The organism is Aquitalea sp. ASV15, assembly GCF_016429115.1.
Taxonomy (GTDB): domain Bacteria; phylum Pseudomonadota; class Gammaproteobacteria; order Burkholderiales; family Chromobacteriaceae; genus Aquitalea; species Aquitalea magnusonii.
In genome coordinates, this window is record NZ_JAELTZ010000062.1 from 1 (window position 1) to 16,576 (window position 16,576).

Genomic DNA, 16,576 nt, shown 5'->3' on the forward strand with positions numbered 1-16,576 from the left:
TGCGTTCGCCCATGCCGATCAGTACCACGCCGTTGCCGATGGGCATCACGTCGCCGCCTTCCAGCGTGGCCGGGCCGTGGTTCTTGTCACAGTCGCCCCACCATACCTTCACCTTGCCGGCGAAGTACGGGTGGTGCTGGTAGATGGCTTGCAGGATCAGGGTTTCCTGACGGCGGGCCGGCCAGTACATCGGGTTGAGCGTCACGCCTTCGTAGATCCAGCAGGACGGGTCGCGCTGGAACAGGCTGTTGGGAATCGGCGGGATGACGAATTCGGACTGGTCGAGATAGCCACCGAACAGGCCTTTGGGGTCGAACGGCAGTTCGAACTTGGCAATACCGCCGATCAGGTGCTCGGCCAGTTGGGTGGACGGCATTTCGTCCAGCCAGCTGCGCAGGTCGGTCAGCATGCCGATACCGACGTTGTCGGCCTTGACCTTGCGGTCCAGCAGCCAGCTGCGGGCGGCCTTGTCGTCCAGCACCTGGGCCAGGGCGTCGTGGGCTTCAATGACATGGATGCCACGGGCGCGCATCTGTTCAACCATGTAGGCGTGGTCTTTCTGGGCACGTTCCACCCAGATCACGTCATCAAACAGCAGGTCGTGGCAGTTGTCGGGGGTGAGGCGTTTGTGGGCCAGGCCCGGACGGCACACCATCACGCTGCGCAGCTTGCCGCATTCGGAATGCACACCAAATTTGCCGGTCATGATGAATCCTTTCAGATAAGTAATCGCATAAACCTTTTTCCGTACACTCCCTTGCCGGGGCAAAGGAGTGGAAAGCAAAAGGCTGGCTTCAGTTTTCGGTCTCGTAACGTTCTTTGATCTGCCAGACATACACTGGCAAACCCAGCATCAGCAGCAAAATCCCCCACATCACAATCTCGGCGCCGGCACCAAACAGTGCCCACACCGCATAAAGGAAACCGATGGAGGAAAAAATCAGCGGCGCGGTAAAGTCGCGCCGGCTGTATTTGCCCTTTTGCATCAGCATGATGGCCAGCAGCGCCATCGAGCAGAAGGCATAGGGCAGCAAGGTGGTGGCGGTGGCCAGCAGGATGATGAATTCAAAAATCTTCACCCCGCCCTCCCCGCCCGCGTATTTCATCGCCAAGAGCACCGTCACCAGGCCGCTGGAAAGCAGCAGGCCGAACAGCGGCACACCCTGGCGGTTGGTCTGACCAAAGCGGCGCGGGAACAACTTGTCCCTGGCGGCGGCATGGGGTACATGGGCTTGCATCAGGCTCCAGCCATTGAGTGCGCCAAAGCAGGACACCACCGCACCCAGCCCAACCACCCAGTAGGCCCAGTCGCCCCACATCAGGCGGGCGGCATCGGCAAACGGGGCTTGCGAATTGGCCAGCATGGCCGGTGACATCACCCCCATCAGCGACACCGTGGACAGGATGTACAGCACGGTGGCCAGCAAGGTGCCGATGACCGTGGCACGCGGAATGGTCTTGCTGGGGTTGACCACATCACCGGCGGGAACCGAGGCCGACTCCAGCCCCAGAAACGCCCACAGGGTGAGCGCCATGGTGGCGGAAACCGAACTCATCAAAGGCTTGCCGTGCGGGTTGAACACCAGGTTTTCCGGGTGCATGTAGAAGAAGCCGATAAAGGTGACGGCTGCCAGTGGCAGCAGTTTGAGTACGGTGGTGACTACCGCCACCAGGCCGGAACTGCGTGCACCACGGCTGTTGATCCAGGTAACGGTCCAGATCAGGCCGATGGAAAAAGCCCCTGCCAGCAGCTTGTCCTGCCCCAGTTGCGGGAAAAACACCTGCATATAGCTGGTGGCAGCCACCGCCAGGGCGGCGTTGCCCGCCCACAAGGCTATCCAGTAACCCCAGGCAATCCAGAACCCGGCAAAGTCGCCAAAGCCGGCATGGATATATGCGTAAGGGCCACCCTCTTTGGGAATCATGGCGGAAAGCCGGGCAAACACCAGCGCCAGACAAATGGCACCGGCCGAGGTAATTGCCCAGCCGATCAGGGACATCCCCCCGTAGGGGGCTAGTGAAGCGGGAAGCAGGAATACACCGGAACCGATCATATTGCCCACTACCAGGGCGGTACACATCCACACGCCCAGTGCCGCTTTTTTTACTTTGGTCTCGCTCATGGTCTTGTCTCCATCGAGGCCGAAAATCGAAGCTGTTAAAGAACATGTTCTGTATGAGCTTCACTATATTAGTATTTAATTATTTTGTAAATGTGCTATTTACGCATATGTAATTCCATGTCGCGGTTTTGAAAATGGCGGCCAGCGCACTCACCCGGACTACGGCCGGAGCGTGCGGAGCGGCAGCTACCTATTAGGATGTAGATGGTTTGTACAACCAACTCCATGTGATAAATCAAATAAATAATCCGGAATAATGACAAGCATGCGGGCGCAGCCGGCACGCGGCGGCAAGCAGTGCGGTGAGGGCAGCAAAATGGTGGTAGATGGCGGCAGGGAATGGCGGGGGATGGCTTGAAACAGGCGGGCGGGTGTGCGACAAGGCACAAACGCGGAGGCGTGGCTGACAAAAATCCTGCTGCGGCATGGCACCGCCTGGTCCTTGCCTTGCCGGGGTCGGCCAGCCTTGTTCCGGGAGCGTAGCGCCATTGGCTCAGCCTCGCGGCGAAGGCCGGGTTGAGCTTGCGGCCATCAGCATGGCGCGGGCTTGCTTACTGCGGCAGCGGCGTAGCGCCGCACAGCATCAACAGCGTGTTACAGCTGACAGGGGCCGGCCGGCACCCGCGCGAGCGACCAGTTGGACTTGGCCCACTGCCACAATTCGGCCACGCTCTGGCAGTCGGCAGGTGGCACATGTCCCAGCCGGCACAGCGCCAGGCGCAGCTCGCGGCTGACATCGGCGGCATCGATGGCCGGAGCCAGCGTCTGCTTGGATAGCTTCTCGCCCGCCGCATTCACCAGCAGCGGCAGATGGCAGTAAGTGGGGGTGCTCAGGCCCAGGCTGCGCTGTATGTGAATCTGGCGCGGTGTCGACACCAGCAGGTCGGCCCCGCGCACGATGTCACTCATGCCTTGCTCCGCATCATCCACCACCACCGCCAGCTGATAGGCCCAGTAGCCATCGGCGCGCAGCAGCACAAAATCGCCGATATCGCGCGGCAGGTCCTGCTGATACGGGCCCTGCAGGCGATCGACAAAACCCACCGCCGGCTCCTCCACCCGCAGGCGCCAGGCATGGCTGGCACGCTGGCTGCGGCAGCCGGCCCGACACCAGCCCGGATAGACATAGCCATCCACGCCACGACTGGCGACGCTGGTGATTTCCTTGCGTGAGCAGCTGCAGGGATAGACCAGCCCGGCATCGATCAACTGCTGCAGCGCCGCCTGATACAGATGATGGCGCCGGCTCTGGTACACCACTTCGCCATCCCACTCGAAAGCGAAGGCCTCCAGCGTGCGCAGGATGTCGTCGGCAGCCCCGGCCACTTCACGCGGCGGATCCAGGTCTTCCATACGCACCCACCATTCACCGCCACGGCGCCGGGCTTCCAGATAGCTGCCAACGGCAGTCATCAGGGAGCCTGCATGCAGCAAGCCGGTGGGACTGGGGGCAAAACGGCCGCGATAGGGAATGCTTGGCATGACGAGAGGTTTCGGCGGTGAAAATGCAGATTGCGACACGGTGCGCTGTATTTTGGTTGATAATACTTGAGTGTATTACTCGGAAATCATCCATCCACCGGCAAGGCTGCCGGCCGCATCCCGCGGCATGTCCGGGACCGGCTGCCGCAGCTGCGGAGTATCCCGTCCCATCATCAGGAGGAATCAAACGTGGCCTACGTTGTAACCGATGCCTGCGTCAAATGCAAATACACCGATTGCGTGGATGTCTGCCCGGTGGATTGCTTCCACGAGGGGCCCAACTTTCTCGCCATCGACCCCGAGGAGTGCATAGACTGCACGCTGTGCGTGGCCGAATGCCCGGTATCGGCCATTTACGCCGAGGATGACGTGCCGGCAGACCAGCGTGTGTATATCCAGCTGAATGCGGAGCTGTCCAAGCGCTGGCCCACCATCTCGGCCAGCAAGCCGCCGCTGCCCGACCATGCCGAGTGGGCCGCGGTGACGGACAAGCTGCCCCACCTGCAGCGCGACTGAATCAGATGAACAGGTCGATGTCGCCGCCGGGCTGGGTTGCGGTCTGGCGGTCCAGCCGCTGCCGGTAAGCCGCTTCCTTGGAGGCCAGGGTGCGGCTGCCCTTGAGCTTGTGCACCAGCACCCTGCCCTCATCCGGAAAGAAATACACCTTGCGGGCAAAGCTGCCCAGCAAGTCTTCCGCCAGCAGGGGAATGCCTTCGCTCTTGAGATAGGCGCGGATGAATTCGCTGTTCTGTTCGCCGATATTCACCACCGACATGCCCTCCAGCACATTGCCGGCACCAAATACCTTGGCCTCCAGCCGGTGACGCTGCGCCCCCAGCTTTTGCATGTCGGTAATCAGCAATTCCATGGCATTGACCCCGAAGCGTGCCGGCACGCTGGTCTGGCTATGCCAGTCACTGCCCTGCGGCAGCAGGAAGTGATTCATGCCGTGCACCCGTGCCTGCCGGTCCATCAGGCAGACCGCGACACAGGACCCCAGCAGCGTGGTCAGCATCAGCGGCTGGCGGGTGGCAAAGTACTCGCCCGGCAGAATCTTGATGGCATCGATCTGGAACTGCCGGTCGAAATACAGACGCTCGGAGGGCCGGTCGGAATAAGTCATGGCCCGGCCCTGTCATGCGGCAGGCGCAGGCAGTCCATCACCTTGTCCGCCAGTTGCGACAGTGGCTGCACATGCATCACCCCGCCCTGCGCCACGGCTTCGCGCGGCATGCCGTACACCACACAGCTGGCTTCGTCCTGGGCAAAGGTGATGGCCCCCGCCTGGCGCAACTGCAACATGCCCTGCGCGCCGTCCTTGCCCATGCCGGTCATGATCACCGCCACGGTCTGGGCCGCCGCCTGCGCGGCAAGCGAGGCAAACAACACATCCACCGATGGCCGGTGCCGGTTGACCGGTGGACTCTGGTCCAGGCAGATGACAAAACCCTGCGTCCCCTGGCCCAGCCGCATATGCGAATGACCGGGGGCGACATAGGCAACCCCGCGCAGCAGCGGCTCGCCGTCCTCGGCCTCCTTCACCTGCATGGCGCACAGCTTGTCCAGGCGCCGGGCAAAAGACAGGGTAAAGCCTTCCGGCATGTGCTGGACGATCAGCACCGGCGGGCAGCCGGCCGGCAGCTTTTCCAGGAATTCCTTGATGGCATCGGTGCCGCCGGTGGAGGCGCCCACGGCGATGATGGCATTCTGCCGCAACAGGGCCGGGGCCACACGCGGCGGTGCGGCGGCCGCGCTGGCCGCAAACAGTGAGGGCCGGCGCAAGCGGGCGGCCGCCACCATGCGAATCTTGTCGCGGATGTCGTCGGCGTAGCTTTGCATGGTGTGGCTGACATCCAGCGTCGGCTTGGGCAGAAAGTCCACCGCGCCCAGTTCCAGTGCACTGAGCGTGGTTTCCGAGCCGGACTGGGTCAGCGAGGAAATCATCAATACCGGGGTCGGGCGCAAGCGCATCAGCCGGCGCAAGAATTCCAGCCCGTCCATGCGCGGCATTTCCACATCCAGGGTAATCATGTCCGGGCTGGTTTCGCGAATGCGCTCGCGCGCCACGATGGGATCGGAGGCGGTGGCCACCACCTCCATGTCGGGGGCTTCGTTGATGATGGTGGTGAGCAGGCTGCGGATCAGCGCGGAATCATCCACTACCACGATTCTTATTTTTCTGCCTGCGGCTGCGCTCATGTCATCTCCGCACGTTGTGATTAACCAGGCGATAGGCCGTTCGGCCGCAAGACTGGAAGGCGTCGCTCAGATGCTGGATGTTTTCCGAGTGCCCCAGAAACAGCAGCCCGTCCGGCTGCAGGCTGGCCGCCAGCCGCTGCAGGATGGCGGCCTGGGTCGGCTTGTCGAAATAGATCAGTACATTGCGGCAGAAAATCACGTCAAAGCGTCCCATGTCCGGCCACTCGGCAGCGACCAGATTGAACTGGTAAAACGACAGCTGGTCGCGGACTTCACGCCGGATGCGCACCTTGCCGGCATTGTGCCCCACCCCGCGCAGGAAAAAGCGCTTGAGCAGGCTGCTGTCGAGCATTTTGGCCCGCTCGGCATCGTATACGCCATCGGCCGCCTGGCTCAGCACCCTGGTGTCGATATCCGAAGCCACCAGCTCCAGCCGCTGCCGGTTCAGCTGCGGCAGCGACAGCAGGGTCATGGCGATGGAGTAGGCTTCTTCGCCGGTGGACACTGCCGCGCTCCACACCCGGTAATGCCGCTCCTGCGTCACCCTTTCCATCGCATGCAGCCGCAACAGATCGAAGTGATGCGGCTCACGGAAAAAAGCCGTGAGATTGGTGGTGAGCGCGTTGACGAAGTGTTGCCACTCCGCTTCGTCATCCGCCTTTTCCAGCAGGTCCAGATAGTCGGCAAACTGGCGCATGCCCAGCTGGCGCACGCGCTTGGCCAGCCGGGAGTAAGCCATGTGGCTCTTGCTGTCGTTCAGCGAAATGCCGACACGCTGATACAGCATCTGTCGCAAGCGACGAAAATCCGCCGCGGTAAACCTGATATCGCGCTCAGTGCTCATCGGGCATCACCGCGCGGCTCAAAACTCCTCCCATTCATCGTCGTGTTGAGCCGGTCCCGGCAGGGTCTTGATGCGCTCGGCATGGAGTGCGCTGCGGGACGATACCGGTTTGACCTGCTGGCTGGGCGCTTGCAGTCGGGCGTGCTGGCCGTGCTCGTGACCGCGCGGTGCCTTGGGTGCCGACAGGCGGGCCACCGGGCTGCCGTCGAGCCGGAAAATCGACACCGCCTCCATCAGATGACGGGCCTGCTCTTCCAGCGACTCGGCGGCGGCGGCAGCCTGCTCGACCAGGGCCGCGTTCTTCTGGGTATTCTCGTCCATCTGCGTCACCGCCAGATTGACCTGTTCGATCCCGGAGCTTTGTTCGATGGAGGCCGCCGAGATATCACTCATGATGTCGGCCACGCGGCGGATGGAGCTGACGATTTCTTCCATGGTGCGGCCGGCTTCATCCACCAGCCGGCTGCCCGACTCCACCTTGTCGACCGAGTTGCCGATCAACAGCTTGATTTCCTTGGCCGCTGCCGCCGAGCGCTGTGCCAGATTGCGCACTTCGCTGGCCACCACGGCAAAACCACGGCCCTGTTCGCCGGCACGCGCCGCTTCCACTGCGGCATTCAGTGCCAAGATATTGGTCTGGAAGGCAATGCCGTCGATCACGCTGATGATGTCGACAATCTTCTTGGCACTGTCGTTGATCTCGTTCATGGTGGACACCACATTGCCCACCACCTGGCCGCCACGGGCCGCGATGTCGGAGGCGCCGATGGCCAGGCTGTTGGCCTTTTTGGCGTTTTCCGCATTCTGTCTTACCGTGCTGGTGATTTCCTCCATGCTGGAGGCGGTTTCCTCCAGGCTGGCCGCCTGCTGTTCGGTACGACTGGACAGATTGCTGTTGCCGGCGGCAATTTCCTGCGAAGCGGTATTGATGGCCTCGGTCGATTCCTGGATATTGCCCACGATGCTGCGCAGGCGCTCCACCGTGGCATTGGTATCGGACTTGAGCTGGCCGAGCATGCCTTCGTAATCATTCTTGATGGTGCGCGTCAGGTCGCCCTGGGCCAGCCCGCCCAGCACGATGGCGATGTCACCCAATGCCTGGCTGGTCACGCTCAACAGCTGGTTAACGCCTTCTGACAGCACGCGGAAGAAGCCGGTCTTGCCCTCCACCACCAGCCGCGAAGCATAATCGCCCTTGCCGGCGGCACTGACGATGGCTTCCACTTCCTTCTCGATCAGCACTTCACCGGTACGGTCCTTCCACTCCACCACCGTTCCCAGCCGCTCGCCCTCGCTGCCGAAGACCGGATTGGCAGTCAGCGAGAAATGACGGCCACCGACGGCAATTTCAGCCTTGTAAGTGCTGCGCAGATTGGCCAGCAGATCGCGCTGGTGCGCCGGATTACGGTGGAAGATGTCCATGCTGCTGCCCAGCACATGGCGGGCACTGAAATTGGGCAGGGCCTTGCGCAGGTCAGCCTCGGCCGTCGCCAGCATTTCCAGCACGCTGTGATTCACATAGATGATGTTGCGCTCGTTATCGGCAATCATCACATTGGTGGTGACATTGTCCAGGGCGCTGCGGATGCGGGCGTTTTCTGCCGCCACCGCACGCTCGGCATCGATGCGCTGCTGTTCGATGGCCTGCTGCGCCAGCTCGGCAGTACGGTCTATCCACTCCACGCCATAGCCCAGCCGCTCGCCGGAACGGCCGTTGATTGGCGTCAGGATCAGCTGGAAGGTGCGGCCACCGACATGGATGGTGCTCTGGTGCGGGTTGCGCAGCTGCTGCATCAGTCCACGCTGATGCGCCGGGTTGCGATGGAACTGGTCGATATTGCTGCCCAGCAGGGAGCGGGCGGTAAATTGTGGCAAGTCGCGGCGAATATCGCTTTCGGCCTGGGCAAACATATTGATGACCGACTGGTTGGCATACACCACATTGAAGTTGGCATCGGCAATCATCATATTGGTGGCGGCGTTATCCAGTGCATTGCGCACCCGGATGTTCTCCACCGCCTTGTCCGCGGCCTGGCGGATGTAGGCAAACAGGCTGCTGTTGTCATTGGCGGCCACTTTCAGTTCGGTGGTGACCTCACCTGCCGCCAGCTCCTGCATCAGCTTGACCGCCGCCGCAGGCTCGCCGCCGATCTGCCGCAACAGGGAACGGCTGATCAGCCAGCCGGCGAGCACGGCGATCAGCACCGCGGCCGCCATCAGCGCGTTCAGCAGGGCCACCGCGCCATTGGCGCGCTCCAGCGTGCCTTGCGCCACCTGCCGGGACAGGCCCTCCTCGAACTTGATGTAATCATCAATTGCCTTGAGGTAGTCCAGCTGGGTGGCACGCAGGGTTTGCAGCAGATAGCTCCTGGCTTCTTCTTCCTGCCCTGCCACCAGATGCTGGCGGAACACTGCCAGTTGCTGACGATAGCTGGCCTCGACCGTACGCAGGCGGTCGAACAGCCCCTGCCCTTCGGCTGGCACGCCGCTGGACAAGCTGCTCATCTGCCGGCTGATCAGCGTCAGTGACTCGTCGATCTGCTTTTGCTGCTGCTCCAGCACCACCGGGTCTTTGGACAACAGCAAGGTCCGGGTGGCCCGGGCGGTGATATTGACGTTATCCACCACCTTGTTGGCCTCGGCCGCGCGTGGCACATGGATGTTGGCGATTTCGTCGATATCGCTGCGCAGGCTGTGAATCTGTGCAATTGCCACGGCCATGGCGGCGATGATCACCACGACCAGCAGGCCGAAGCCCAGCAGCAAGCGATGTGACACTTTCATATTATTCATATTCACCTCTCCAAAACGCCATGTCGGCCTCAGCCACGGTCGGTCATATCCACCAGCGCCATTTCGTCACTGCTCATCAGGCGCTCGATATCCACAATAATCACCATGCGCTCCCCCTGGGTGCCCAGGCCCTCGATATACGTGGTTTCCACCACGGAACCAAATTCCGGCGGGTCGCGCAGTTCATCCTCAGCCAGCTGGATCACATCGGACACGCCATCCACCACCATCCCCACCGTCCGCTGGAAGATATTGAGAATGATCACCACGGTGAATGCGTTGTAGACCGGTTCGCCCAGCCCGAACTTGATGCGCATGTCGACAATCGGCACGATGCTGCCTCGCAGATTGACCACGCCCTTGATGAAGGCCGGAGCGTTGGCGATGCGCGTGACCGCATCGTAGCCACGAATCTCCTGCACTTTCAGGATGTCGATCCCGTATTCTTCCTGCCCCAGGGTAAACACCAGCAGCTCACGCACTGCCTTGCTCTGCCCCTGATGGTATTCCAGCTGTTCTGCCATCGGTTCTGCCTTCCCCTCATGCCTCGTCTGTCATGGCCAGTCGTGCCGCCGTTTGCGCCGGTCGCTGGTTGTGCCGGGCGATGATCGATATATCCAGAATCAGGGCCACCCGGCCATCGCCCATGATGGTGGCGCCGGAGATGCCCTCTACCTTGCGATAATTGCTTTCCAGGTTCTTCACCACGAACTGTTGCTGGCCGATGAGCTCATCCACCAGCAGGGCCAGCTGGTAACCGCCGGCCTCGACGATGACCAGAATGGCACGGGTGGGGTCGCTGGCGGCGCTGGCATCCGCATTGCCGAAAAAGGTGGCCAGCGACACGATGGGCAGGTACTGACCACGCACATTCACCAGCTGGCCGCGCCCTGCCACCGTTTTCAGTTCCGCGGCCTGCGGCTGCAGCGACTCCAGCACAAACGACAGCGGGATGACATAGATGTCCTGCCCGACCCGCACCGACATGCCATCCATGATGGCCAGTGTCAGCGGCAGGCGGATGCTGATGGTGGTGCCGAAATCCGGCATGGAGTCGATATCGATGCGCCCGCCCATGCTCTGGATATTGCGCTTGACCACATCCATGCCCACGCCGCGGCCGGACACATCGGTCACCTCGGTGGCGGTGGAGAAACCGGCCTCGAAAATCAGCCCCCACACCTCGCTGTCGCTCAGCGCATCGCTGACCGGCATGCCGCGCTCGCGCGCCTTGGCCAGGATGCGTTCACGATTGAGGCCGGCGCCATCGTCGGTGACTTCAATCACGATGCTGCTGCCCTGATGAAAGGCACGCAACGTCAACCGCCCCACCGCCGACTTGCCCTTGGCCACCCGGATTTCGGGCGACTCCACCCCATGGTCCAGGCTGTTGCGCACCAGATGGGTCAGCGGATCGGCCAGCTTTTCGATAAAGCCTTTGTCCAGCTCGGTATTTTCACCCACCATTTTCAATTCGATCTGCTTGCCCAGCTTGGCGGCCAGATCACGTACCACACGCGGAAAACGGTTGAAGACAAAGGCGATGGGCGTCATGCGAATGGACATCACCGCTTCCTGCAATTCGCGCGAATTGCGCTGCAAGGCCGAAATGCCCCCCAGCAGGCGTTCGTATTGCACGGCGTCCAGCTCCTGGCTGGACTGGGTGAGCATGGACTGGGTGATGACCAGCTCGCCCACCAGGTTCAGCAGCAGGTCGACCTTGTCGATATTCACCCGGATGGAATTTTCCACCGCCGGTGCGGCACGCTCCTGTCGCGGCGCAGCCACCGCTGCCGGCACCGGTGCCGGCGCCACGCTCGGTGCGGGCGCGGCCGGCTCCAGCGGTGCAAACAGGCCAAAACCTTCTTCCTCATGCAGCATGATCGGCGCAGCCGGCGCGGCAGCTGGCGCGGCGACCGGGGCGAACAAGCCGAAACCGTCTTCTTCATGCAGCATGTCCGGCGCCGGCGCGCTGTCGCCGCTGCTGGCAGTCAGCGGGGCGAACAAGCCGAAGCCATCGTCTTCAAAGGCAATGCCGGGGGCGGTAGCCTCGGTGGGGATGGCAATGCTGGAGGAAAGAAACAGTCCGAAATCGCCTTCGTCCTGCTGGCCATGATCCTGGGTAATGCGGAAATGCTCGGGCGAAATGGAAAAGGCCAGGGATTCGGCCACTTCGTCCGCGGCCAGGGTTGAGGTGAAAATCAACACCCAGGGCAGCTGATCGCCGCCCCCTCCTTCTTGCACCACGCTCAATTCGCCCAGCGCGGTCAGCGACTGCAACAGCGCCTGGTAATCGGTGGCCGGCAGGCAGCAGTCCAGCTCGATATACAGCGTGGTGCAAACGGCAGGCTCGGCGGCTGACGGTGGCGGCGCCACCTCCGGCCGCTGTTCGGCGCTGCCGCCGGCCACCAGCCCTTCCAGCCAGCCCTCCAGCTCGCTGACCACCGACCGCGCCACCGGCGCGCCGCCACGGTGTGCGCCCAGCATGCCGGCCAGCACATCCTTGGCATTCAGGCAGGCGTCCACCATGTCGGCAGTCAGCCGCATGCAGCCCTTGCGCACCTTGTCCAGCAGGTTTTCCAGGATATGGGTCAGCGCCGCCAGATCGGCAAAGCCGAAAGTCGCCGCACCGCCCTTGATGGAGTGGGCGGCACGGAAGATGGCGTTAAGGTCTTCGCCGTCCGGTGCCGCCAGATCTATCCCCAGCAGCACGGACTCCATGGTGGCCAGATGTTCGTCGGTTTCATCAAAGAACACCTGATGAAACTGCGACATATCGATTGACACGATGCTTCCCCTTACTCCGCAGTCCGGATAGTCAGCTGTGGAACCCGCCTGCTGTCGCCCGGTACATCACCATCAGTCTGGGCAATCAGCCAACCAGCCGCTTTACCACGTCCAGCAGCTTTTGCGGATCAAACGGCTTGACCAGCCAGCCGGTGGCACCGGCTGCACGTCCCAGCGATTTCATCTGATCGCTCGACTCGGTGGTCAGCATCAGGATGGGCGTGGTGCCATAGGCCGGCAATTTGCGCAGGGCGCGAATCAGGTTCAGGCCGTCCATGCCCGGCATGTTCTGGTCGGTCAGGATCAGGTCAAAGCTGTCGGCCTGGGCCCGTGCCAGACCACCATTGCCATCCACGGCCTCCACCACCTCATAGCCCGCACTTTTGAGAGTAAAGGTCACCATCTGACGGATTGACGCCGAATCATCGACGGTCAGTACTTTTTTTGGCATGTTGTTCCCACTTTTCTTTTGTTCACGCTCAAAACAAATCGATGCTGCCGCTCTGCATCTGCCCCTGCGCCACCGGATTATTGGAGAGGCTGATTTGCAGTTCTGCCAGCCGGGCAGAGGCTCTCACCTCCCACTGCCCTTGTTGTTGCTGCTTGTTGCTGGTCAATTCCATCATTTCCTCGATGCCGTACAAGCGCTTGCCGACATGGGCAATCAGTTGCGACACCATGTCCTGAAACTGCAGCGAGCGTACGGCATCGCCCACATGGTCAGACAGCAAACCGACACCGTGGCGCAGGCGGCTGATCGATTCGGCCATCATGTCGTCCATCACCCGGATGCGCGACGACGTGTCATCCAGCCGCTGCTTGGCCTGCAAGGTAAACATCATGTCCTGTGACGCCAGCTGGTTGATCAGCCCCTCGGCATGCTCGACCGAGCCATTCACGCGGTTGATCAGATTGCGGATTTCGTCACTGAAACTGCTGGTACGGCCTGACAGATGACGCACTTCCTCGGCCACCACGGCAAAGCCCCTGCCGGCCTCGCCGGCCCTGGCCGCCTCGATGGAAGCGTTCAAGGCCAGCATATTGGTTTGGTTGGTGATGGAGTGGATCTCGTCCAGCAGCAGGATGACCCCCTGCATCTCCAGGCCTATCGACTCCATCTGCTCCACCAGCAACATGGCCAGTCGGCTGTTTTCTACCGTTTTCTCGACAAAGCTGCCCATGGCATTGGCAATTTCATTGACGAAAGTGCTGAATGACATGGCATGCGAGTCGATGCCCACCTCGCCTTTGGCCAGGCTTTCGGCGAGCTGCAACTGTGCAGCGGCCTCCTGCGACAGGCCGGAAAAACTGTTGACCAGGGTCAGTACCGCATCCTGGATCAGTGTCTGCACCCGGCTCACCTCCAGCTTGGACTGGGAGATCTGCTCCTGGATGAAGTCAAGGCAGTCAGGCGCAACAGGTGCGGTCTGGCTGTTGCCGGCATCCGCCTCTTCCCTATCGATCACCTTCGGCTCCTTGGCTAGATACACAAAATGCAATACGAACAGCATGCTGGCGGCAAGTGGCAGGGCCAGGCTCCATGCCACAGCCCCCCAGAGTGGGCCACTGAGCAACACCAGTACCGAAATCAGGCAAAGACCGCACGCCATGACACGCCGCTGCCAATAGAAAAACACCATGTAGCCCCCGGTCACTCAGCAAAATTGCCAATGTACTATCTTCTTCATCAACCAAGACGTCAGCTTAATCAAGAAAGAAATCGACCGGACGGTGTAAATAACTGTTTTTACCTATTTAAGGATTAACTATTCATGTTTCAGGGTTTTTGAACATCCCAGGCCAAACGACTACCTGTCAGAACATATGGACCGGGCCGGTGCGGATGCAAACCCCGGCTGGCGCTGAGCCCGGCATGACCGGCATCACTTGATGGTGAACATCTTGTTGAAGCAGGCAATTTCCAGCACTTGCAACACGGTGTCGCGACAGTTGATCAGCGACATCGACTTTTTCTGGCTGGTTGCGCGCTCTTTCAACAGCAGCAGCATGCCCAGCGCCGAACTGTCCAGGAAGGGCACCTGATCGAAGTCGACCTGGATCTCCTGCACTGCCGGATTTTCCAGCAACTCCTGGCTGGCAAGGCGGAAATCCTTGTGCAGGTTGAAATCGAACTGACCAACCAGAACGAGCGTACCCACCTGACCTTCTACTTTAACCACTGGCTTCATCATCAATCCCCCTGATTCACATTACACATCCATGGCTCCCATCCCGCGGCAGGGGAGAGTCAATTCGAAATAAGCACCGCCTTGTACACGATCACCGCCCACCACCTTGCCTGCCAGTTCTTCCGCCACCTTTTTCACGATGGACAGCCCCAGGCCGGTTCCGCCAGGCCGGGTGGTAAAGAAAGGTTCGAACAGCCTGGCAGGGTCAGCGCCCTGCAAGCCGATGCCATCGTCCTCCACCCGGAAACAGACCTGCTCATCCTGCAGGGACACCGTGAGGCCGATACGACCGCCTTCCGGCGAAAAATGCATGGCATTTTCCAGCAGATTCACCAGCGCCCCCTGCAGGGCCTTGCGATCGCCCATTACCGTTATGGCAGAAGGCAGCAGGTTATTGCAATCCCAAATCATGCCACGCTCATGACATTGCGGTATCAGTACCGCAGCAACGTCCTCGACCAGCGCCGCGACATCAAGCCACTCCAGCGCACTGGTCTGGCCACGCACAAACCCCAGCATGTTCTGGATCAGCCCCTCCAGCGCCTTCATCCGCGCCAGGCTCTTGTCGACGAATTTCGCCCGGTCCTCCGGCCGCAAGCCTTCCTGCTTGAGGTTGGCGGTATAAAGCATTGCCGTGGCCAGCGGCGTGCGCAACTGGTGTGCCAGCGATGCCGCCATGCCGCCCATGGCCGCCAGCTTTTGCTGGTGGGCCAGCTCCACGGTCAGATGATGCAGGCGGCTGACATCATGCAGCAGCACGATGCGCCCCCCCGAGGCCGGCAGATCCTGATATTGCAAGGCCAGCCGACGGGCGGCCTCCTGCTGTGGCAAGGTATAGGTGCCGTCCAGCTCGGAGCGCGTCCAGCCGGCCATGACCGCATCCCAGGCCAGCCCGTCATGCTTGCCTTGCAGCAAGAGCCGGGCCGCCGGGTTTTCCGCCACCACAACGCCATCGGCAGCCAGTTGCACCACGCCGGCAGGGAGCGCTTCCAGCAGCATGCCCAGTCTTTCTGCAAGTTCGGCGTTTTCGTCACGCTGTTTTCGCAATTGATTGTTAGCCTCATCCAACTGCGCATTCAGCACGTTAACCTGCACTTCAAGCTGGCGGTATGCGTCAATCAACTGACTGGACACCGTATTGAACTGCTCGAAAGCCGCCTCCAGCATCTCCTGGTCTTTCAAATTTGATGCTGTCTTGGCCATGTTTAGCGTCGTATTTGTAAAAAGGACTTAAACAGTATGATAATGACTAAGTCTGAGCCAAGCCAACTTAAAGTCTGATCTGAGCCAAGACTGTTTTCAAAGAAAGCTGGGAAAATGAATAATTGGCGTATACAACGGGAGTATTGCGCCACCACAACGAACCGATGCAGCGGAGGTTTCTGTGTCAGAGCTTCTTAAAAAAATTGATGCCAGAACAAAACTGGCGGGGACCAACAAGCTGGAAATCCTGCTGTTCTCCCTGGGTCACGATCAGCGTACCGGGAGAAAGGAAATTTTCGGCATCAACGTGTTCAAGGTACGCGAAGTCATGCGCACCCCTGAAATCACGTCTGCCCCGGAAATGCCATCATCAGTAGAAGGCATGGTCAGCCTGCGCGGCTCGCTGGTGCCAGTGATCGATCTGGCCAAATACGCCGGCATCGTTACCAGCAACAAGCCGGAAATCATGATCGTCACCGAATACAACGGCCACACCCAGGGCTTTCTGGTCGAGGCGGTGGACACCATCCTGCGCCTGGACTGGTCTGCCATGCGCGTGCCGCCGGACATGATCACCAACCGCATGGCCGGCCTGGTGACTGCCGTCACCGAGCTGGACCAGGGCACGCTGGTGATGATGATGGACGTGGAAAAAGTGCTGGCGGAAACCTCGCTGGTGGATGATTCGCACCACTTCATCAATATCGAGCCGGTAAAAGAAGAACGCATGATTTTCTTCACCGATGACTCCGCCGTCGCCCGCAAGCAGATCGAACGCACCCTGGATGCCATGCAGGTCAAGTACGCCTATGCCATCAACGGCATGCGCGCCTGGGAAGAACTGCAAAAAATGGCCATGCAGGCCGAGCTGTCCGGCAAGCGCCTGTGCGAAAGCCTGCACCTGGTGCTGACCGACGTGGAAATGCCGGAAATGGACGGCTATATGCTGACCAAGC

At 60.9% G+C, this 16,576-nt stretch carries 15 protein-coding genes; 2 read left to right on the forward strand and 13 right to left on the reverse strand.

Annotated features, from left to right (window positions below):
• From JHD64_RS18610 to gluQRS, 3 genes are all read right to left on the reverse strand, one after another.
• Positions 1-706, reverse strand: a 706-nt coding sequence (locus tag JHD64_RS18610; protein WP_233170602.1) for an arginine deiminase family protein, incomplete at its 3' end; no start/stop codon positions are given.
• An 88-nt stretch (positions 707-794) separates the two neighbouring features.
• Complete coding sequence (locus JHD64_RS18615; protein WP_199054941.1) at positions 795-2,123, reverse strand: amino acid permease; 1,329 nt, start codon at positions 2,121-2,123, stop codon at positions 795-797.
• A 594-nt stretch (positions 2,124-2,717) separates the two neighbouring features.
• On the reverse strand, positions 2,718-3,605 hold the full coding sequence (gluQRS, locus tag JHD64_RS18620; RefSeq protein WP_199054942.1) for a tRNA glutamyl-Q(34) synthetase GluQRS: 888 nt from the start codon (positions 3,603-3,605) through the stop codon (positions 2,718-2,720).
• 189 nt (positions 3,606-3,794) lie between these two features.
• On the opposite strand from gluQRS, the gene fdxA reads away from it, so the two are divergent.
• Entirely contained in the window at positions 3,795-4,121 is a 327-nt protein-coding gene (fdxA, locus tag JHD64_RS18625) for a ferredoxin FdxA (RefSeq protein ID WP_199054943.1), read from the forward strand.
• 1 nt (position 4,122) lies between these two features.
• On the opposite strand, the gene cheD is transcribed toward fdxA, so the two are convergent.
• The 10 genes from cheD to JHD64_RS18675 all read right to left on the reverse strand — a co-directional run bounded on the left by cheD (position 4,123) and on the right by JHD64_RS18675 (position 15,599).
• A complete protein-coding gene (gene cheD / locus JHD64_RS18630; protein ID WP_059287188.1) occupies positions 4,123-4,728 on the reverse strand; it encodes a chemoreceptor glutamine deamidase CheD in 606 nt (201 codons plus the stop codon).
• On the reverse strand, positions 4,725-5,804 hold the full coding sequence (locus JHD64_RS18635; protein WP_199054944.1) for a chemotaxis response regulator protein-glutamate methylesterase: 1,080 nt from the start codon (positions 5,802-5,804) through the stop codon (positions 4,725-4,727). The genes cheD and JHD64_RS18635 overlap by 4 nt, the downstream gene beginning before the upstream one ends.
• Before the next feature lies 1 nt (position 5,805).
• Positions 5,806-6,648 carry a CheR family methyltransferase gene (locus JHD64_RS18640; RefSeq protein WP_059287669.1) on the reverse strand — a complete coding sequence of 281 codons (843 nt, stop codon included), beginning with the start codon at positions 6,646-6,648 and terminating at the stop codon, positions 5,806-5,808.
• A gap of 18 nt (positions 6,649-6,666) precedes the next feature.
• Positions 6,667-9,441, reverse strand: coding sequence for a methyl-accepting chemotaxis protein (locus JHD64_RS22520; RefSeq protein ID WP_199054945.1), 2,775 nt, complete (start codon positions 9,439-9,441; stop codon positions 6,667-6,669).
• A 29-nt stretch (positions 9,442-9,470) separates the two neighbouring features.
• Complete coding sequence (locus tag JHD64_RS18650) at positions 9,471-9,965, reverse strand: chemotaxis protein CheW (protein WP_059287460.1); 495 nt, start codon at positions 9,963-9,965, stop codon at positions 9,471-9,473.
• A 16-nt stretch (positions 9,966-9,981) separates the two neighbouring features.
• Positions 9,982-12,228 (reverse strand): chemotaxis protein CheW, encoded by a 2,247-nt coding sequence (locus JHD64_RS18655; protein WP_199054947.1) that lies wholly within the window; start codon positions 12,226-12,228, stop codon positions 9,982-9,984.
• 85 nt (positions 12,229-12,313) lie between these two features.
• Complete coding sequence (locus JHD64_RS18660) at positions 12,314-12,679, reverse strand: response regulator (protein WP_059287422.1); 366 nt, start codon at positions 12,677-12,679, stop codon at positions 12,314-12,316.
• Between the two features lie 28 nt (positions 12,680-12,707).
• Entirely contained in the window at positions 12,708-13,838 is a 1,131-nt protein-coding gene (locus tag JHD64_RS22355; protein WP_304506666.1) for a methyl-accepting chemotaxis protein, read from the reverse strand.
• Positions 13,839-14,111: 273 nt separating this feature from the next.
• Positions 14,112-14,420, reverse strand: a complete 309-nt coding sequence (locus JHD64_RS18670) for an STAS domain-containing protein (RefSeq protein ID WP_233170603.1) — start codon at positions 14,418-14,420, stop codon at positions 14,112-14,114.
• 18 nt (positions 14,421-14,438) lie between these two features.
• The gene (locus JHD64_RS18675; protein ID WP_199054949.1) at positions 14,439-15,599 is read right to left on the reverse strand and encodes a PAS domain-containing sensor histidine kinase; all 1,161 of its coding nucleotides are present in this window, start codon (positions 15,597-15,599) and stop codon (positions 14,439-14,441) included.
• A gap of 202 nt (positions 15,600-15,801) precedes the next feature.
• On the opposite strand from JHD64_RS18675, the gene JHD64_RS18680 reads away from it, so the two are divergent.
• Positions 15,802-16,576, forward strand: a 775-nt coding sequence (locus tag JHD64_RS18680; RefSeq protein ID WP_199054951.1) for a chemotaxis protein, incomplete at its 3' end; no start/stop codon positions are given.